The 17,395-nt window shown below is 71.4% G+C and carries 18 protein-coding genes and 1 pseudogene; 6 read left to right on the plus strand and 13 right to left on the minus strand.

Features of this window, described 5'->3' with window-relative positions:
- Positions 1-108: 108 nt before the first annotated feature.
- The 6 genes from ACOKM3_RS04580 to ACOKM3_RS04605 form a co-directional block, all read right to left on the minus strand.
- On the minus strand, positions 109-768 hold the full coding sequence (locus tag ACOKM3_RS04580) for a response regulator (RefSeq protein WP_426897135.1): 660 nt from the start codon (positions 766-768) through the stop codon (positions 109-111).
- On the minus strand, positions 765-1,943 hold the full coding sequence (locus ACOKM3_RS04585) for a sensor histidine kinase (protein WP_426897137.1): 1,179 nt from the start codon (positions 1,941-1,943) through the stop codon (positions 765-767). The genes ACOKM3_RS04580 and ACOKM3_RS04585 overlap by 4 nt, the downstream gene beginning before the upstream one ends.
- Positions 1,944-2,051: 108 nt before the next feature.
- Positions 2,052-2,999 (minus strand): alpha/beta fold hydrolase, encoded by a 948-nt coding sequence (locus ACOKM3_RS04590; protein ID WP_426897139.1) that lies wholly within the window; start codon positions 2,997-2,999, stop codon positions 2,052-2,054.
- Between the two features lie 191 nt (positions 3,000-3,190).
- Entirely contained in the window at positions 3,191-4,222 is a 1,032-nt protein-coding gene (locus tag ACOKM3_RS04595) for an NADPH:quinone reductase (RefSeq protein WP_426897141.1), read from the minus strand.
- 84 nt (positions 4,223-4,306) lie between these two features.
- The gene (locus ACOKM3_RS04600) at positions 4,307-4,645 is read right to left on the minus strand and encodes a GNAT family N-acetyltransferase (RefSeq protein ID WP_426897143.1); all 339 of its coding nucleotides are present in this window, start codon (positions 4,643-4,645) and stop codon (positions 4,307-4,309) included.
- Positions 4,646-4,754: 109 nt separating this feature from the next.
- On the minus strand, positions 4,755-5,744 hold the full coding sequence (locus tag ACOKM3_RS04605; RefSeq protein WP_426897145.1) for a pirin family protein: 990 nt from the start codon (positions 5,742-5,744) through the stop codon (positions 4,755-4,757).
- Between the two features lie 147 nt (positions 5,745-5,891).
- On the opposite strand from ACOKM3_RS04605, the gene ACOKM3_RS04610 reads away from it, so the two are divergent.
- Both ACOKM3_RS04610 and ACOKM3_RS04615 read left to right on the plus strand, forming a co-directional pair.
- On the plus strand, positions 5,892-6,422 hold the full coding sequence (locus ACOKM3_RS04610) for a carboxymuconolactone decarboxylase family protein (RefSeq protein ID WP_426897147.1): 531 nt from the start codon (positions 5,892-5,894) through the stop codon (positions 6,420-6,422).
- Positions 6,419-6,817: a GNAT family N-acetyltransferase gene (locus tag ACOKM3_RS04615; RefSeq protein WP_426897149.1), complete on the plus strand. Its 399-nt coding sequence runs from the start codon at positions 6,419-6,421 to the stop codon at positions 6,815-6,817. The genes ACOKM3_RS04610 and ACOKM3_RS04615 overlap by 4 nt, the downstream gene beginning before the upstream one ends.
- Before the next feature lie 18 nt (positions 6,818-6,835).
- Here ACOKM3_RS04615 and ACOKM3_RS04620 read toward each other — a convergent pair whose 3' ends face one another.
- From ACOKM3_RS04620 to ACOKM3_RS04635, 4 genes are all read right to left on the minus strand, one after another.
- Complete coding sequence (locus tag ACOKM3_RS04620) at positions 6,836-7,996, minus strand: pentapeptide repeat-containing protein (RefSeq protein WP_426897151.1); 1,161 nt, start codon at positions 7,994-7,996, stop codon at positions 6,836-6,838.
- Positions 7,997-8,046: 50 nt separating this feature from the next.
- Positions 8,047-8,322, minus strand: coding sequence for a hypothetical protein (locus tag ACOKM3_RS04625; RefSeq protein ID WP_426897153.1), 276 nt, complete (start codon positions 8,320-8,322; stop codon positions 8,047-8,049).
- Between the two features lie 172 nt (positions 8,323-8,494).
- Entirely contained in the window at positions 8,495-8,695 is a 201-nt protein-coding gene (locus ACOKM3_RS04630; protein ID WP_426897155.1) for a ferredoxin, read from the minus strand.
- A gap of 35 nt (positions 8,696-8,730) precedes the next feature.
- A complete protein-coding gene (locus ACOKM3_RS04635; RefSeq protein ID WP_426897157.1) occupies positions 8,731-9,990 on the minus strand; it encodes a cytochrome P450 in 1,260 nt (419 codons plus the stop codon).
- Between the two features lie 157 nt (positions 9,991-10,147).
- Between ACOKM3_RS04635 and ACOKM3_RS04640 the strand changes: the two genes are divergently transcribed.
- From ACOKM3_RS04640 to ACOKM3_RS04655, 4 genes and pseudogenes are all read left to right on the plus strand, one after another.
- Positions 10,148-10,609, plus strand: a complete 462-nt coding sequence (locus tag ACOKM3_RS04640; protein ID WP_426897159.1) for a MarR family winged helix-turn-helix transcriptional regulator — start codon at positions 10,148-10,150, stop codon at positions 10,607-10,609.
- A gap of 98 nt (positions 10,610-10,707) precedes the next feature.
- Positions 10,708-12,195 (plus strand): annotated as a pseudogene (locus ACOKM3_RS04645) (amidohydrolase family protein); the annotation flags it as partial.
- An 85-nt stretch (positions 12,196-12,280) separates the two neighbouring features.
- Complete coding sequence (locus tag ACOKM3_RS04650) at positions 12,281-12,511, plus strand: DUF7489 domain-containing protein (protein ID WP_426897161.1); 231 nt, start codon at positions 12,281-12,283, stop codon at positions 12,509-12,511.
- 117 nt (positions 12,512-12,628) lie between these two features.
- Positions 12,629-13,060, plus strand: coding sequence for a hypothetical protein (locus ACOKM3_RS04655; RefSeq protein WP_426897163.1), 432 nt, complete (start codon positions 12,629-12,631; stop codon positions 13,058-13,060).
- A 519-nt stretch (positions 13,061-13,579) separates the two neighbouring features.
- Here the strand turns inward: ACOKM3_RS04655 and ACOKM3_RS04660 are convergent.
- The 3 genes from ACOKM3_RS04660 to ACOKM3_RS04670 all read right to left on the minus strand — a co-directional run bounded on the left by ACOKM3_RS04660 (position 13,580) and on the right by ACOKM3_RS04670 (position 17,360).
- On the minus strand, positions 13,580-13,834 hold the full coding sequence (locus ACOKM3_RS04660; protein WP_426897165.1) for a hypothetical protein: 255 nt from the start codon (positions 13,832-13,834) through the stop codon (positions 13,580-13,582).
- Positions 13,835-13,971: 137 nt separating this feature from the next.
- Entirely contained in the window at positions 13,972-16,113 is a 2,142-nt protein-coding gene (locus ACOKM3_RS04665; RefSeq protein WP_426897167.1) for a serine/threonine-protein kinase, read from the minus strand.
- Positions 16,114-16,331: 218 nt separating this feature from the next.
- Positions 16,332-17,360, minus strand: coding sequence for a zinc-binding dehydrogenase (locus ACOKM3_RS04670; protein WP_426897169.1), 1,029 nt, complete (start codon positions 17,358-17,360; stop codon positions 16,332-16,334).
- Positions 17,361-17,395 lie beyond the last annotated feature (35 nt).

Here is a 17,395-nt window from a genome sequence, read left to right on the forward strand (position 1 = left end):
GAGCAATGGTCAACGTTTCTTGACCATTGGGCAAGGGGTTTGCGCACGGCTTCCGAAATCCGCTGCCCGGCGCGCGGGCCCCGCATCCCCCGCATCCGCGCCGTCGCCTCAGGTCACCAGCCCTCGGCGGTAGGCATAGACGACCGCCTGGACGCGGTCGCGGAGGCCAAGTTTGGCGAGGATGCGGGAGACGAACGTCTTGACGGTCTCCTGGCTCAGCAGGAGTGCCGCGGCGATCTCGCTGTTGGACAGGCCGTCCGCGATGAGGCGCAGGACCTCCAGTTCGCGCGGGGTCAGCGGGGTGTCGGGCGCGGTGTCCTCGGCGGGCCGGATCCGGGCGGCGTATCTGCCCACGAGCTGACGTGTCACCTCGGGGTCGAGGAGGGCCGCGCCGGTGGCCACGGTCCGTATACCCAGGAGCAGTTGGGCCGGTGGCGCGTCCTTGAGGAGGAATCCGCTCGCCCCGGCGCGCAGCGCTTCGTAGACGTACTCGTCCAGGTTGAACGTGGTGACGACGAGCACCCTGGCGGGATGCCGCACCCCGGACCCGGCGAGCCGCCGGGTCGCCTCGATGCCGTCGAGCACCGGCATGCGTACGTCCATCAACACGACGTCAGGACGCAGCCGTTCGGCGAGGTCGACGGCCGTCTTGCCGTCCCCGCACTCGCCCACCACTTCCAGGTCGGACTGGGCGTCGATGATGGTCACCAGGCCGGTGCGGACCAGTACTTGGTCGTCGCAGACCAGTACCCGGACGGGCTCGGTCACGAGGCGCTCCCGCCGGGTATCCGGGCCCGTACGACGAAGCCGCCGCCCGACCGCGGGTGCGCGCTGAACTCTCCGCCCAGGACGTCGACCCGCTCGCGGAGCCCGGCCAGACCGCGGCCGCCTCCTCCCGGGGATGCGGTCGACGATCCACGACCGTCCGTGCCGACCTCCACGGTGATCGCCCTTCCCCCGTGCTTCACCTGGACCCAAGTACGCTTGCCGTGAGCGTACTTGAGCGCGTTCGTCAGGGCTTCCTGCACGATCCGGTAGGCGACGAGGTCGGCGCTGCCGGTCGATTCGGCGGGCGTGCCCTCTTCGGTGAACTCCACCGGCTGCCCGGCCCTGCGGGTCTGCTCGACGAGGGTGAGGAGCCTGCCGACGGCCGGCGTCCTCGGCTCGGTGCCCGCGCCCCCGCCGGCCTCGGCGCCGTGGTCCGGATTGAGCAGGTCGAGCAGGTGCCGCAGATCGGTGATGGCCCGCCGGCCGGTGTCACTGACGGCGGCCAGGGTCTGGTCGAGACGCTCGGGGGCGGCGGTCAGATAGCGCGCCGCCTCCGCCTGCACGACCATCGCCGTCACATGATGGGTGACCACGTCGTGGAGCTCGCGAGCGATACGGCTGCGTTCGGCGACGAGGGTCTCCTCGGCGACGCGTCGGCGACGTTCGACCTCCGTGAGCCGGCCTGCGCGCATCCACACACCGATCCCCCACGCGAGGACCAGCGCCAGATAGAACAGCACGAATTCGACGAGCGGATCGCCCGGCCCCCGCCAGTGGATGGCGACCGACAACAGGACGAACGCCACGGAGCAGCAGACCACGGTGACGCGGCGGCGGCTGTCCAGCCGGGACGCGACGGTCAGCAGGGCGATGGGCAGCGCGCTGCCCGCGAACGTGTGGTAGCCGCGGAGTTGATCGACGGCGAAGCCGAGCGACACCAGGGCGAGGCAGGCCAGCGGCCACCGCCGGCACACCAGCAGCGGCAGGGACTGAAGGGCGACCGCCACGACGGCCAGCGCATCGAACGGCCGGTTCGGCACACTGCCGAGAACCGTCCCCTGGCTGTGCAGCTCCGGGACGAACGACGCCGCCAGGAACAGCACACCGAGCGCGGGATACCAGACCGCGGGCCCGACCCGACGCCACTGCTCCGGGACCCACCGAGGAGTGCTCACCGGGAGAGTGTAAGCGTGGCGTCCGCGCGGTCGGCCGGACGTCGGTGAACCGAGCGACCGGGGCGGCGGGCCGGTCATGGGGTGAACACCCCTCCGGGTCCGCGGCGCCTATTGGTGGGCCGCGGCCTGCGCGGTGACACGCTGGACGGCCTTGACGGCGATGTCCGGCCGGTCCACGTGGATGTAGTGACCGCTTTTGGCGGCGGTGCTGATGCTGCTGCGCGGGGAGAGCGCGAGCCACTCGCGCTGGCCGTCCGCCCACATCCGCTCCAGGGCGGGACCGTAGTCGGGGACCTCGGAGTACTGGGACTCGTGCTTGACGATGCGCACCGGGATGCTGCCCGCGGAGCGCACCTCGCCGTCGTCGATCACGAACTTCTCCGGGTTCTGCCCCTTGTTCACCGCGATGGTCTGGTCGCGCAGCTCGGCTGCGGGGCCGGTGGCCGAGGCGGGGATCGCCTTGTTGATGCCGGCGGTCAGGGCCGGGATCGTGGCGTCCAAAAGGACCAGCCCCTTGACCCGGTCCCGGTGCTCGGGAGCGTACCGGGCCGCGATGTACCCGCCCATGGAATGACCGGCCAGAACGACCGGCCCGTCCCCAACGACGCGGTCGAGCACACCCGTCAGTATCCTCCCGCTGTCGTCGATGCTCCGGGTGCCCGTCGGCTTGTCACTCTTGCCCTCGCCGAGCCGGTCGTAGGAACAGACCCGAGCCTTCTTGCTCAAGGTCTTCTGCAGGCCGGCCATCGTGTCCAGCCCGTCTCCCCCGCCGGCCATCAGCATCACCACGGGCGTACGCCCCGTGGAACGCCCGGAACACGAGACGTTGACCGAACGCCCCTCAACACGCACCTTCTTGGTCCCCCGGAACGAGTCCCCACGGCTGGACTCCCCCTTGCCCTGCCCCTCCGTACCCTGCACCGCATCCGTGATCGACTCCGACAGCGACTGCGCCTTGGCACCGACATTCCCGTACCCGACGATGCCCCCGCCGGCCACGGCACCGGCCGCGCAGAACATGACGGCAGCGGCAGCCACCTTGATCGAACGGTTCACGGGGGCCTCCAGGAAGGCGAGCGAAAGTGTGGGATCGACACAACGTCGACGTCACGCCGACCGCACGAACGCTACGGAGCGGACGGCCCTCGATCGTCACCCCACGGAGCCCACTTGGTTGTAGCTCTCGCGGGGGACGGCACCCACCTCTGGGGGCGCCGTCCCTCACTCAAACGCCCACGCAGGCGCCCCTACTCGCCCGCCCTCACATCGATGAGGACCTTCCCCACCGCGCCGCCCTCGACCGCCTCGTGCGCCTGCGCCGTCTGGTCCAACGGGAAGCGGACGAACGGCAGGCCGGACGCCTCACCGGCGCGCAGCGCACCCGCGGCCACGGCCTCGGACACGGCGGCGACGCCGTCGCGCATCGAGTCGGCCGGGACCGTGTAGAGGGACAGGCCGTGCCAGTCCAGGTTCCGGCCGAAGGTCGCGCGGAGCGGGAGTCGGAGTTCGTCGCCGCCGTTGTTGGCGTAGAAGGCGATCGTCGCGTTGTTCCTGGTGACCACCAGGTTCAGTTCGGCGTTGACCGCCGGGGCGACTTCGGCGACGAGGTCGACCCCGTCCGGTGCCAGGTCGAGGATGACCTTGGCGGCGTCCTGCGTACGGTAGTTGACGATGTAGTGGGCGCCCGCGGCCTTCGCCAGGTCGGCCTTCTCCGGGGAGCTGATGGTCGTGATGACCGTCGCCCCGGCCCAGCGGGCCAGCTGGATCGCCCCGTTGCCGACCGCGCCCGCTCCCCCGGCGATCAGCACCGTCCACCCGGCAAGGGCGCCCGGCGCCAACCGGTTCGGCCCGTCGGCGGCGAGGGTCAGGGCGCGGTGGGCGGTGAGCGCCGGGACGCCGAGCGCCGCGCCCAGGTCGTAGCCGGCGTTGTCCGGGAGCGTCACCGCCCGCTCCGCCGGGATCGTCAGATACTCCTGGGCCGTGCCGCCGTCGGGGCGCCCGGCCGCCGACAGATACAGCCACACCCGCTCACCGATCCGCGCGGGATCGACTCCCGCGCCGACCGCGTCGATCCGGCCCGCACCGTCCTGGTTGGGCACCTGACTCTCGCCGTCCCCGAGCTGACCGGACACCCCTGCCCGGACCTTCCAGTCCGTGGGGTTGACCCCGGAGACATGGACCTCGACCCGGACCTCGCCGGGACCGGGTTCGGGGACGGGGCGCTCCTCCACCTTCAGAACCTCGGAGTCGCCGTTGCTGCTGTACACGATGGCCTTCATGTTCTGGCCAATCACTACTGGACTTGTCGTATTCCCGGTGGGCGGGAAAGGAGACCGTCCGCGTCAAAGGGACGACCGTCCTCGTCAGCCGATCCGGCTTCGCAGCCACGCGACGATCTCCGGGGTCACCGGGTCGACGACGTCGGCCGTCTCCTGCTCGCGCTTCTTGACGTACTTGGCCCAGTAGGGGCAGACCGGGACCACGCGCTTGCCGGCAGCGCGGACGTCGGCCAGGGCCTCGGTCACCAGCGTCGAGGCGAGGCCCTGTCCGGCGAAGCGGTCGTCGACCTCGGTGTGGAAGAAGACCCGCTGCTCGTCGCGGTCGCGGTACTCGGTGAGACCGGCCTGTTCGCCGTCGACCGTGATGACGTAGCGCTGCTCGTCGGGGCGGTGTTCGACGACCGGCGTGGTGGCGGATGTCATGGTTCTTGTCTCCTTGTGTCGTGGCGTCGTGCGGGATGGCCTTGGCCCCTCGGCGGCCTTGGTGTGTCGGCGTGTTGGTGTGTTGGTGTGTTGGTGTGTTCCGGCGCCGTCAGTGCGGTGCGCGGTTGCCGCGTGCCTTCAGCCTGCTGTTGGGCAGTTCGGGCGCCGGCAGGCGGCTGCCGGGGTAGCCGGAGACCGTGCCGAAGCGTTCCGCGGCGGCCTCCCACTCCGTCCGGGCCGCGACGACGTCCTCGTGGCTCCGGCCGATGAAGTTCCACCACATCACGATCTCTTCGCCGAAGGGTGTACCGCCCAGCAGCAGAAGCCGCGTCGGGCCGCTCGCCTCGTTGGTGAGGGTGATCGTGTCTCGGCCCGGGGCCAGGTAGCCCAGCTCCGCGTACGGTACGACGGTGTCCTCGACCCGGACGGCCCCTTCGTCGACCAGGACGCCGTGTTCGAAGGCCGGGTCCACCGCGAGGGTGGTGTGCGCGCCCGGTTCGAGCACGAGTTCCGCGCCGAGCAGCGGGGAGTACGTGGGGACCGGGGAGGTGGCTCCGGCCAGTGTGCCGAGGAAGACCCTGGCCTCTCCTCCGTCGAGGGCGATGGTGGCGGGGGCGTGATGCCGGAAGGCGGGCGCTACGTCGCGGTGCTCGTCCGGGAGCGCGATCCAGAGCTGGATGCCGCGCAGGACGGTGGTGTCCGGGGTGGAGACCTCGGAGTGGCTGATGCCGCGCCCGGCGGTCATCAGGTTCAGCTCGCCGGGTCGCACCATGGCGTGCGTGCCCAGGCTGTCGCGGTGCTCGATCTCCCCGTCGAACAGCCAACTCGCCGTCTGCAGGCCGATGTGCGGGTGCGGTGCGACATCCATTCCGCCGGTGGCGGAGACGGCATCGGGACCGTAGTGGTCGGCGAAGCACCACGCGCCGATCAGGCTCCGCTCCCGCTGGGGAAGGGTGCGCCTTACGGTCATCGCCCGAGGACCGCCGAGCGGCACCTCGCGGGCCCCCAGCAGCTCCACCCGCCCCGTGTCGGCGGTGTTGTGATGTGGCGTCACGGGCGTGCGGCGGGTCTCGTCCGGCGTCTGCTCGTATGCGGCCATGGTGCTCCTCCCCCTTTGTCGATCTTCCCTGCTGCATTGTCGATCTTCCCTGTCGCACGTCCTTGCCGCAGGGTGATTGAACAGTAAACTACATTGACGTGGGCCGCCACTGCCGATCGGCGGCCACGAACGAGGGAGGGCTCCACAGTGAGCACCACAGCAGTGAGCAGCACGGCAGCGACCACCACGGGTACGCAGGACCGGCGCCGGGTCTTCGTCGACAAGCAGTCGCCGGACGCGTACCGGGCCTTCCGGCACGCCGCCGAGGCGGTGCGCGCCGAAGCCGCCGCGGCCGGTCTGGAGCCCGCCCTGCTGGAGTTGATCAACGTACGTGTCTCTCAGATCAACGGGTGCGCCTTCTGCCTCAACACGCACACCCGTGCCGCCCTGCACGCCGGTGAGTCCCCGCTGCGCCTCGGGGTGTTGCCGGGATGGCGGGACACGGAGGTGTTCACCGACCGGGAGCGGGCGGCGCTCGGTCTGGCAGAGGCGGTCACGCACCCGGACGACGCCGCCGTTCAGGAGTCGGCGTACGCCGCGGCCCGGGAGGTGTTCGACGACGCGGAGATCTCCGCCGCGATCTGGGCGTCGATCTCCATCAACGCCTTCAACCGGGTCTCCATCCTCAGCAAGCACCCCGTGCGTCCGGCCGCCATGCCGAACCCGGCGGTCCAGTGACCCGACCGGCCCCACTGCGCCAAACTACGCACACGACCCACACAGCAGCCGACAGCACGTACGGCAGCAGGACATGGAGGCCCACGATGGCCATCGCGATCACCGACTCCCCCGACGACAACCGTTACGAGGCCCGAATCGACGGGCGGCGTGCGGGAATCGCCGAGTACATGCGCACCAAGGAGAGCGGGCTCGTCGTCTTCACGCACACCGAGGTGGACCCGGAGTACAACGGGCAGGGGGTCGGTTCGGCGCTGGCCCGCGCGGCCCTGGACGCCGCGCGGGCGGACGGGCTCAAGGTTCTCGCCGTGTGCCCGTTCATCACCGGCTGGATGGCCCGGCACCCCGACTACCAGGACCTCGCCTACCAGAGCCGCAGCAAGGTCGAGGACTGACCACCCGGGGCGCTCCGGTCAGGGGGTGGACCGCAGCGGCGGCGCCTGCCATGTCATGGCGGGCGGCTGGAGCAGGGGCGAGGGCTCCGGCCCCGGGTCTTCGGTGTCGACGACTCCGGCGGCCGTGCGGTCGAAGTCGGCGGGCCAGCGGGTGCGTTCACTGGCCAGGGCGCCGGCCAGCCGGGCGTCACCCAGGTGGGCGGTGCTCAGGTCGGCGCCGCGCAGGTCGGCCATGCGCAGGTCGGCGCGGTGGAAGACCGCGCCGCGGGCGTCGGCCTTGCGCAGGTTCGCCTCGCGCAGGTCCGTCTCGGTGAAGTCGGCGTCCCGCAGGTCGGTTTCGACCATCTTCGCGGCCCTCAGGTCGGACAGCACGCAGCGGGCCCGGCGGAGCACCGCGGTCGTGAGGTCGGTGTGCCGGAGGTTGACCGAGACCAGGGACGCCTGGGCCAGGTTGACGCGGTACAGGCCCGCCGCCTCCAGGCAGGCGCGGTCGAAGTTGACCTCGGGGAACCACAGTCCGTCGCAGTCGGCCCGGCGCAGGTCGGTGAGGCTCAGATTGACCCAGGATTGCTCCCGGTGCTGACACAGGACACCCAGCGCGGTCAGCGCCACCTGGGCGTCCGCGGCGCGCGTCTCCAGGGGTGCGATGTCGTTGATGGGCGCGTCCGCCGGGGGTGACTGCGGCCCGGCGGGCGGCCAGGGCAGATGGGTGCGCAGATACGCGGCCTGGATGGAGATGATGGCCTCCCGGTCGCGGGCGGACTGCTCGGCGATCCGCCACAGCGCGTGCAGCCCGCCGATGCGCACATCCAGCTTGTCGCTGCCCAGTTGGTCGACGGCCCGGCTGAACCGGTCGGTTACGTAACCTTCCTGGGTGGCACGCAACCCGTCCTGGCTCACCCGCAGTTGGCGCCAGGTCGCGTACGCGCCGAAGAGCACGACGAGGCCGCCGACCACCTGCAGAAGTGTCGTACGGACATCATTGACCGCCTTCAGCCGGTCCTTCGCGGCGACGCTCGCCCCGGCGAGATCGTGGTCGACCACGACACCCGGCAGCGCGACGAACACCGTGCCCAGCAGGGCCAGTCCCGCGGCGGCCAGCAGTCCTACGGCCGCCCGACGCGCGAAGAGCCCGTCGCGCCATGCCCGTCGCCGACGGTCCGGCTCCCCCATCCCCATGAACATGGGAGCCTAGGCGCCGCCTGACGGGCGATCAAGAGCGCGCCTCCTCACTGCCATTGGGCATCCACCCGGTCCAGATCCTCGATCGGTCCGAGGATCGTCCACCCCGGCTTCAGCGACCGCGTGCTGCGGAACCCGTGGTCCACTGGTCCACTGGTCGGCCGGGAGCCGGTGACCGCGAACGTCGACACCTGCTTGGAGCGCAGTCCCTTGATCGTGGCCGAGGCCGTGGTGGCGCCGCCCTCCGCCGACCGTGTCACGTCGAACGTGGACTCCTTGACGCGCGGGTCGAAGCCGATCCGCGCCTCCTGGCCATCCTCCACGTGGCCGCCCCGAACAGCTGATCCTGGCGGCAGGCCCGGGCGGCCCCACCGCCCGGGCCCCAGGCGGCCATGCGGAGCGCGAGACACCAGCGCGCACAGCGTGGTGTGTCATCGTCCTTCTCAAGGGGCTTGATGGGCTTGAAGGCCCGGGGTGCCCCATGGCCTTTGACGCTCAGCCGGATTCACTCACGCCGATCGCCGCGGTGGGACACATCGCCGCCGCTTCCCGCACGGCGGCGTGGTGCTCTGGGTCGGGGGCGGGGGTCAGGAGGGTCACGATGCCGTCCTCGTCGCGTTGGTCGAAGACCTCCGGCGCGGACAGGACGCAGGCGCCGGCGCCGCAGCACTTGTCCTGGTCGACGGTGAGGTTCATGGTCCGTCTCCTCTACGGGGCTGTGGGGTTACGGGTCACCAGCTGACGGGGACTTCGCTCAGGCCGCCCACCAGGAGGCCCTCCGTCTTGCGCAGGTCGGCGGCGGGGACCGCGAGGCGCAGGGTGGGGACGCGGGAGAGCAGGACCTCCAGGACGACCTGGAGTTCGGTGCGGGCCAGTGCCTGGCCGAGGCAGGAGTGCGGTCCCACGCCGAAGGTGAGGTGGGGGTTCGGGGTGCGGGCGAGGTCCATGGCGTCGGCGCCGGTGAAGGTGCGCTCGTCGCGGTTGGCGGCCGGCATGCTGCACACGACCGTGCTGCCCGCCGGGACGACCTGTCCGCCGACCTCGGCGTCCTCGCCGAGGTAACGGCGCAGTCCGAAGCCGAGGTTGCTGTCGAAGCGCAGGGACTCCTCGACGGCGGTGCGCACCAGGGAGGGGTCGGCCAGCAGGCTCTCCCAGCGGCTGCGGTCGTCGAGCAGCAGGGAGACCATCTTGCCGATCGAGTTGGCGGTGGTCTCGTGGCCGGCGACGAGCAGGCCCATGCCGGTGGACACGAGTTCGTCGTCGCTCAGGCCGCCGCCTTCGCTCGCGCTCCCCGCGCCGCCCGCCTCCTCGCTCTGCGTGATGAGGACGCTGAGGAGGTCGTCGGCGGGTTCGGCGCGCTTGGCGGCGATGTGTGCGGACATGTAGGCGACGAACTCCGCCTGGGCGGTGCAGATTTCGTCGGCGCTGTAACGCGTGACGCTGAGGAAACTGTCGGACCAGCCGGAGAAGCGGTCCCGGTCCTCCGCGGGCACCCCGAGGAGGTCGCAGATGACGTAGACGGGGAACGGGAAGCCGAGGCTCGCCCGCAGGTCGGCGGGTGCTCCGTCGGCGAGCATGGCGTCCACGAGGCCCTCGGCGAGGCGGGTCATGGCGGGGCGCAGGGCGGTCATCCGCTTGGCGGTGAAGTACCGGCCCACCTGGCGGCGCCAACGCTGGTGCGGTTCGCCCTTGGTGGGGTGCGCGACGGCGGAGCTGCCGGTGGCGGCGGCTCCCCCGGCGCCTTCGGGTGCCATGCGGGCGGCGTTGTCCTCCTCCGTGGGGCGGACGAACCGGGGGTCGGCGAGCAGGCCCCGGACGTCGTCGTACCGGGTCAGATAGACGGCCGTGTCACCGCTGGGCAGCGTGGCGTGGGCGACGGGGCACCGCGCGCGCAACTCCTCCCATACGGCGGGCGGTTCGAGCGGGGTGTCGCCCGACAGCGGCAGGCTGACGGGCGGTTGGGCATAGGCGTGTTCGGCCTGGTCGGTCATGGTGCGTCTCCTCGTGGGGGTGGAGGCGGCGGCAGGTGTCCACGGTGGCGAAAAGCCCTGCACAATGCACCGTTCAACAAAAGTGCATCATGCACCGTCTGTGCATGATGCACTCTCTATGTATGGCGCACAACCGTCGCATCCCCAGGAGGACGGCATGGACGCACGACAGGCCGGCGGCCGCATCGAGCGCGAACTACTGATCCTGAACCGGCACCTCGAGATGACCTCTCCGCGCCGCGTCCGCCTCGACAGCAACGCCCTCGACCGCAGCGCCTACGTCCTGCTCAGCCGCCTGGAGGCGCAGGGGCCGATGTCCGTCCCCGATCTCGTCGACGCTTTCGGACTGACCCCTTCCACTCTCTCCCGGCAGACCACGGCGCTGCTCCGCGAGGGCCTCGTGGAGCGGACACTGGACCCGGGAGGCAGCATCGCCCGGCAGTTCCGGATCACCGGCGAGGGGCGCGAGCGGCTGCACACCGACCGGGACGCCATCGCCACCGGGCTCACCGATGTCCTCGGCGACTGGCCCGAGGACCGGCTGCGGCGGTTCATCGAGGACCTCGAAAAGTTCAACACCGACATCGAGCAGCGCACGGGCCGACCGTGGCCGCGCTGAGACGCCTCAGGCCCGGACTCACGTACCCGGCACCCTGTGTCCGAGTCCGAGTCCGAGTAGAACTGAACAGGTCGTAGCGGGTCGTTCAGAAGGAGACGAGAATGACGAGTATGCGGACCCTGTTGCGGGGCGGCCGCGTCATCGATCCGGCCGTTGGGTTCGACGGGGCGGCCGACGTGCTCGTGACCGACGGGAAGATCGCCGCCGTCGGCACCGATCTCACACCACCGCCGGACACGGAATTGATCGACGCCACCGGTCTCGTCATCGGCCCCGGCTTCGTCGACCTGCACAGCCACGTCCACTCCATCGCCGGGCACCGGTTGCAGGCCATGGACGGTGTGACGACCGCGCTGGACCTGGAGGCGGGCCTGATGCCGGTCGAGCGGGCCTACGCCGAGGCCGCGGCCGCGGGCCGCCCGCTCCACTTCGGCTTCTCCGCCTCCTGGGGCGGCGCGCGGGCCCAGGTCCTCGCCGGCATCACCCCCGATGCCCGGATCGCGTCCAGCCTGGCCGTGCTGGGCGACCCGCGCTGGCAACGCTCGTCTTCCCCGCGCGAGTTGACGGCGTGGCTGTCCCTGCTGGAGGACGAGCTGGCGGCAGGCGCACTCGGGATCGGCATCCTGATGGGCTACGCGCCCGCCACCGAGCCCGCCGAGTTCCAGGCCGTGGCCCGGCTCGCGGCGAAGGCCGGCGCGCCCACGTTCACACACGTACGGGAACTGGTCGAGATGGATCCGGCCACCCCCGTCGACGGCTCCACGGAGATCGCGGTCGCGGCGGCCGCGACCGGCGCGGCGATGCACCACTGCCACGTCAACAGCACCTCGGGCCGGCATGTCGACCGCGTCCTCAACACCCTTGAGGAATCACGGCAGTCGGGCTCCCGCGTCACGGTGGAGGCCTACCCGTACGGGGCGGGAAGCACGGCCGTCGGGGCGGCCTTCATCGCCCCGGAGCGGCTGCGCCTGAAGGGCCTGGGCCCCAGCAGCGTCATCATGGTCGAAACCGGCGAGCGGATCGCGGACGCGGCCCGCCTGGAACAACTGCGCACGCAAGACCCGGGCGCGCCCTGCCTCCTGGAGTTCCTCGACGAGGACAACCCCCTCGACCTGGCCCTGCTGCGACAGGCACTCGCCTTCCCCGACGCGGTCGTCGCCAGTGACGCGATGCCCGTCCTCTGGCCCGACGGCAGCCACGACAGCACCCGGTGGCCCCTGCCACCCGGCGGCACGACACACCCTCGTACGGCCGGAACCTTCGCGAAGACGCTCCGCCTGATGGTGCGCGAAACCGGGGCCTGGACCTGGCTGGAGGCCTTCCGCCGCTGCTCCTACCTCCCGGCCCGCATCCTCGACGACGTGGCCCCCGGCGCCCGCACCAAGGGCCACCTGGGCGTGGGCGCCGACGCGGACCTCGTGGTCCTGGACCCGGCGACGCTGACCGACACGGCCACGTACGCGGATCCCACACGGCCGTCGCGCGGGGTGCGGCACTTGTATGTGGCGGGGGTGCCGGTGGTCGCGGACGGCGCGCTCCAGCCCGACGCGCTACCGGGGCGAGCGCTGCGGGGCGAACCGCGGTAGCGAAACTGGAAGTTGACGAGCTGGGGCTGCCGGGGTGGCCGCCCCACACCGATCCGATCCCCCGGGCAGCCGCTACAGTGGCGAAATGTTCAAATCCCGCAAAGTACGCAAAGAAGACGCCTGGAACGGCATCGTCATCGACAAGACCCGCCGGGCGACCGACGGCTCCAACCTCTACCACTACGTCGAGGTCCGCCTCCAGGACGATTCGACACTCAAGGTCCGCGTGGACAAGCCCCTGTGGGAGTCACTGGCCCCCGGCGACCGCCTCGTCAAGGAAGCGGGAGCCTCGGAGCCGACCAAGGCGCCGCGCTAGGTGGGGCGAATTGTGGGCGGGTCACGGCGGGTTGACGGTCCGAGCGGTCCACTGGGTAGGCTCGCGAATCGGTGTGCGTGAAGGTGAAGGGCCCGCTGGGCTCGAAGGGGGTTCCTGATGTCCAACAGGCCGGGAAGCGGACCGGGATCGGGTGATCGGGAGATCGACGACTCGGAGCTGATGGACGTCGCGCAGGATCCGGAGCAGGCCCAGAGCCTCCACAAGGCGCTGCGTACTCTGGCCAAAAACCCCAACGTGAACGGCCCGCTCCAGGAGATGGCCCAGGGCATCCTGTCGGGGCGTATGGGCATGACCGACGCCATCAAGGACGAGCGCTACATGGGCGCGCTGGGCGACCGCATGACCGAGATCCGGCACGCCGCGGAGTCGCAGAACATGGAGGACCGCGAGGCCGAGCGCGGGAAACGCGAGGAGTGGGCGCGCGAGCGGGAAGAGGAAGAGCAGAAGGAGCGCGACGAGCGCGACGGCCCTTCGACCAACCTGTTCACGGGCTCGAAGAAGCGTGGGCAGGGCGGACACCGGGGCTGATCCCGGGCCCGATCCCCCGCCGGTCTCGCAACAGCACTGTGACGCCCGGAGGTTGAGCCCTTGTCAGTGCCTCTGGGTACGCTGTCGTAGACATGAGCCGAAGGCGAACCGGCGGCAGTGTGGCGCCAGTTGGTGAACCGGGGGCGTAGTCATGGGTGATGGATTCAGGAGCAGTCCGGAGACGCTGAGGGCCGAGGGGCAGAACTTCTCCGACATCGGCAGGGAGTTCTACCAGGCGACCGCCAGGCTGAAGAACGGCCTCGCCGCGCAGGGTGACGGCGGAGGCGGCGGAGGCAAAGCCCCGAAGGACACGTCGTTCGCGAGCGTCGCCCAGGACGCCTGGAAGGGCATGACGACCTTCAGCGACAAGGCCGGCACCCCGCCCTGGGGCGACGACGAACTCGGCGAGAAGTTCGGCGTGGTCTACGAGGGCCTGCGCGAGCAAGTAACCGGCTCACACCGGTGCCTGATGTGCCGTCACTGCCCTCACCCGATCGCCCATAGGAGAGAGTCCGTGTCTCAGCCCGGCGCGCCCGAAGCGGTGCAGCCCGTCCCGACCACCGCCGAAGAGGCCCGGTCGACGACACCGCAGGAGTGGCCGATCGTGGCCGGCGGCCGGCGCTTGCCCGTGACCGGGTCACGCTCGAGGGGCGGGGCCGCGGCCCACACCACCCAGCCCAGGTCGAACTCCTGGATCCGCACCTCACGGCGCTGCTGCCCCTCGGGGTTGAGCCACCCCTCGGCGGTCGCGAGCGCCTGCTCCTGGCTGATCACGGGAACTCCCTTCGGGTCTTCGGGCGGACGGGGCCGGGGCCGCTGGTGGCGTTGCGCCGGGACAGGCGATCCGGTGCGTGCTGGCGCCTTCGCGAGGCTTCGGGCCCGTAAGGCTAACGGTCCGCGCGGCGTTGGTGTCAGGCGGTCGGGTGGGCGTCAGGACCGGGGGGCTGGGGAGCCTGTGCGGGGTCGGGCTCCGCTGCCCGAGGGGCGGGTACGTCGGGCGTATCGGGCTGCTCAGGACGGATCCGCAGCGCCTTCACACCACGTTCCGTGGCGACAAGGAGGATGCCATCGGCGGAGATGTCGGTTCCTGTGAAGGGAGTGGCGGAGATCAGGGCCGTGACGAGTTCCTCGTCGCCCTTCTGCGCGCCGCGCCGCCAGACGCGGACGTAGTCGGCGCCGCGGCTGAATCCGAGCGGGCTCGCGGCGCGTTCGTCCTCCGAGGGGCGCCGGATCAGGTCCGGGTCGGCATCGACGACGGAGCCGGTGGTGAGGTCGTGCACCAGCAGGGCGGGGGCCTCGGGGTCGTCGGATCTCAACGGGCGTGCACCCGGGGTGCCTTGAGGCACCACACTCACGGCGACCGCGAGCGGAGCCACCTCGGCGCCATCCGATGCGGCGCCATCCGATGTGGCACTGTCCGACGCGGCACCGTCCGACGCCCCGTTGTCCGGCACAGCCCCAGTCGGGGCCAGCTTGCCGACCGTCACACCATCGACCCCGGCGACCGACACACTCCACAAGGTGTGCCACGCAAGCTCCGGCAGCGCCCCGCGCAACACCGCCGCGTACTCCGGCAGCCCGTCCTCGACGAACGCCGTCTCCAGCAGCGCCGCCCGCAGCATGGCGGGCGCCTCGGTACGGGTGAGCAGCGGGGCCGTACGCAGATACGTACGCGCCGGTGCGTCCAACTGCTCGTAGGGCAGGGCCTCCACCGCGGCGCGCAGCAGCACCGGGTCGGCCTGGGCGAACAGGTTCGGGTCGGTGAGGAGCCGGGGTAGCAGTCCGGCCTCCAGGGTGTGTCCCGCGATGCGATCGCGTACGTACTCCCCTGCCTTCGCCCAGTCCTGATCGGGGACGGCCTCCAGCAGCTCCATGGCGATACGCGCCTGAGCGCCCGGCACATCCGGGATGCCCGCCCGAACGGCCTCCCCGATGCCCGGGTGTTGCAGCGCGACGAGTGTCCGCTCGTCCTCGGGAACGTCGTCGCCGGCCCGCTCGACGGGACGGATGAAGGGGGCGGCGAGCAGCATGCCGCTCGCCATGTCCTCGCTCATGTCCCGTTCGGCGACGGCGGATGCGAGCGGGGTCAGCAGGTGCACGGGCAGTCCTTCGCCCTCGGCAAGGGCGAGGGGCGCGAGGATCTGTCGCAGGGTGCGGGGGTGGGCGTCGAGCCGCTGGGCGTGCAGATCGAGCAACTCGCCCACACTGGCCGGCAGTTGACTCGGGTCCGCCGGGTCGAACCCCTCCGGGTGCGTCAGGATCGACTGCACGGCGAGGTGCACGGTCAGCCGGCTGCCACCGCCGTCGCCCGCCTGTCGGGCGATGGCGGTGGCGAGCGCGCGGCGAGCGGCGGGGTCGGTCGTGAACGGCAGTTCCGGGGCGCCGAATTGGGGATTGAGCAGTGCCTCGGCCTGCAGCACGAGCCCCTCGGGGTCGGCCCACTCGGGTGCGTCGAGGTCGATGATGCGGGCCTGGCCGGACGGCATGCTGTCGGCGAGTTCGGCGGCGAACTCCCGGGGCACCTCGGCGAGAAGACGTATGGAGTCGACGGCGGCGAGGGGCTTCAGCACGTCGCGCACCACGCGCGCGGGCTCCCCCGCACCGCGCACCGGTCCTGCCCGGTCCACGTCCGGCACCACGATCGTCACCGGCCGTCCCGCCGCAGGGAGTTGACCGAGTTCGGGGAAGATGTCGGCCGTGCGGGTCGCGGACAGCTCGTAGTGATCGGCGAGCAGCCACAGGGTCTGCGCCGCCGTCAGCCCTGCGACGCTCGGCACGGCGGGCGCGGGCAGGTCCGGCGGCACGGTCGCCGGATCGAACGCGTCCAGCTCGAGCTTCTTGCGGTACTCCGGGTCGCAGAGCATCAGGAACCCGGTGAGCAGTCGCGAACACCCGGTGCCCGGGCTCCCGGTGAGGATGACGACCCGCGGCGCGCCCGGCCACTCCATCCGCCATGCGGCGAGCGCGCGCAGCGCGGCGTTGCGCCCGCCGATGTAGGGGTGGGGCTCATAGGTGGCCTGGGCCTGCCCTGGGGCCTGGGTCGGGCTGGTCATCGTTCCCCCGTTGTCCTGTCCGTCCGGCACCGTCACGTCGTGTTGACCGTACGACGTTCATCCTATGGGGGTCGCACGGGGCGAATCACGCCCCGGCCGCCGCTTGTTACCCAGGTGTGGCGTGCCGCGCGGTGAGGTCAGGACAGGTTCCGCGTCCGAACGGCGCGGCGCGAGCCAGGTGACGATCCCGGGGTCGTTCTCGCCGTGTCCGGTGTGAGTCAGGGGCGGATGAGTGCCTTGAGCACCTTGCGGTCCGCCATGGCCCGGTAGGCGTCCGGTGTCTCGTCGAGGGCGAAGATGCGGTCGAAGACGCGGCCGGGGGCGATGGTGCCGTCCAGGACATCGGGCAGCAGCTGCTCGATGTAGGCGCGGGCGGGGCTGGCGCCGCCGGTCAGCGTGATGTTCCGCATGAACCCGGCCGGGCCGATCGGCCCCTCCTCGTACTGCGGGACACCGAGGCGGCTGATGGTGCCGCCGTCCCGGACCGCGCCGAGCGCGGTGTCCAGCGCCTGGCGGGTGCCGACGGCCTCGATCACCTTGTCCACGCCACCGGTCAGTTCGCGAATGCGGGCGACGCCTTCCTCGCCGCGCGCGGCGACGACGTCGGTGGCACCGAAGTGGCGCCCCAGCTCGGTACGCGCCTCGTGGCGGCCGGCGAGCACGATCCGCTCGGCGCCGAGCCGGTTCGCGGCGATCACCCCGCACAGGCCGACCGCTCCGTCCCCGACCACGAGCACCGTGTCGCCGCGGCCGACGCCGGCGGTGACCGCCCCGTGGTGGCCGGTGGTCATCACGTCCGACAGCGCGAGGAGCGACGGCAGCAGCGCGGAGTCCGCGGCCACCGGCAGCTTGACCAGGGTGCCGTCCGCGTACGGCACGCGCACGGCCTCGCCCTGGCCGCCGTCGACACCGTCGAACCCGTACCGACCGCCGTTGCGGCACGAGATCTGCAGGCCCTTGGCGCAGTAGTCGCAGGTGTTGTCGCTGTATGTGAACGGGGCGACGACCAGGTCACCCGCCTTCAGGCCGGTCACCTCCGCGCCGGTCTCCTCGACCACGCCGAGGAACTCGTGCCCCATCGGGCGGCCCTCCTCGGTGGCGGGCATGGCCCCGTACGGCCACAGGTCGCTGCCGCACACGCACGCGGCCAGCGTGCGCACCACGGCGTCGGTCGGCTGGACGAGCTTCGGGTCGGGCCGGTCCTCGACGCGGACGTCGCCGGCTCCGTACATCAGGGCTGCGCGCATGAGAGGCGTACTCCAAACGGGGGTGGTGTCACGTG

Origin of the sequence: Streptomyces nidicola, assembly GCF_050106155.1 — a bacterium.
Lineage (GTDB): Bacteria > Actinomycetota > Actinomycetes > Streptomycetales > Streptomycetaceae > Streptomyces.

Bases quoted from the DNA above. Each gene is read 5' to 3' on its own strand.
- ACOKM3_RS04595 (WP_426897141.1), bottom strand. From the start codon at position 4,222: ATGAAGGCCATCGTGTACAGCAGCAACGGCGACTCCGAGGTTCTGAAG.
- ACOKM3_RS04600 (WP_426897143.1), bottom strand. From the start codon at position 4,645: ATGACATCCGCCACCACGCCGGTCGTCGAACACCGCCCCGACGAGCAG.
- ACOKM3_RS04605 (WP_426897145.1), bottom strand. From the start codon at position 5,744: ATGGCCGCATACGAGCAGACGCCGGACGAGACCCGCCGCACGCCCGTG.
- ACOKM3_RS04620 (WP_426897151.1), bottom strand. From the start codon at position 7,996: ATGGGGATGGGGGAGCCGGACCGTCGGCGACGGGCATGGCGCGACGGG.
- ACOKM3_RS04630 (WP_426897155.1), bottom strand. From the start codon at position 8,695: ATGAACCTCACCGTCGACCAGGACAAGTGCTGCGGCGCCGGCGCCTGC.
- ACOKM3_RS04635 (WP_426897157.1), bottom strand. From the start codon at position 9,990: ATGACCGACCAGGCCGAACACGCCTATGCCCAACCGCCCGTCAGCCTG.
- ACOKM3_RS04640 (WP_426897159.1), top strand. From the start codon at position 10,148: ATGGACGCACGACAGGCCGGCGGCCGCATCGAGCGCGAACTACTGATC.
- ACOKM3_RS04650 (WP_426897161.1), top strand. From the start codon at position 12,281: ATGTTCAAATCCCGCAAAGTACGCAAAGAAGACGCCTGGAACGGCATC.
- ACOKM3_RS04655 (WP_426897163.1), top strand. From the start codon at position 12,629: ATGTCCAACAGGCCGGGAAGCGGACCGGGATCGGGTGATCGGGAGATC.
- ACOKM3_RS04665 (WP_426897167.1), bottom strand. From the start codon at position 16,113: ATGACCAGCCCGACCCAGGCCCCAGGGCAGGCCCAGGCCACCTATGAG.
- ACOKM3_RS04670 (WP_426897169.1), bottom strand. From the start codon at position 17,360: ATGCGCGCAGCCCTGATGTACGGAGCCGGCGACGTCCGCGTCGAGGAC.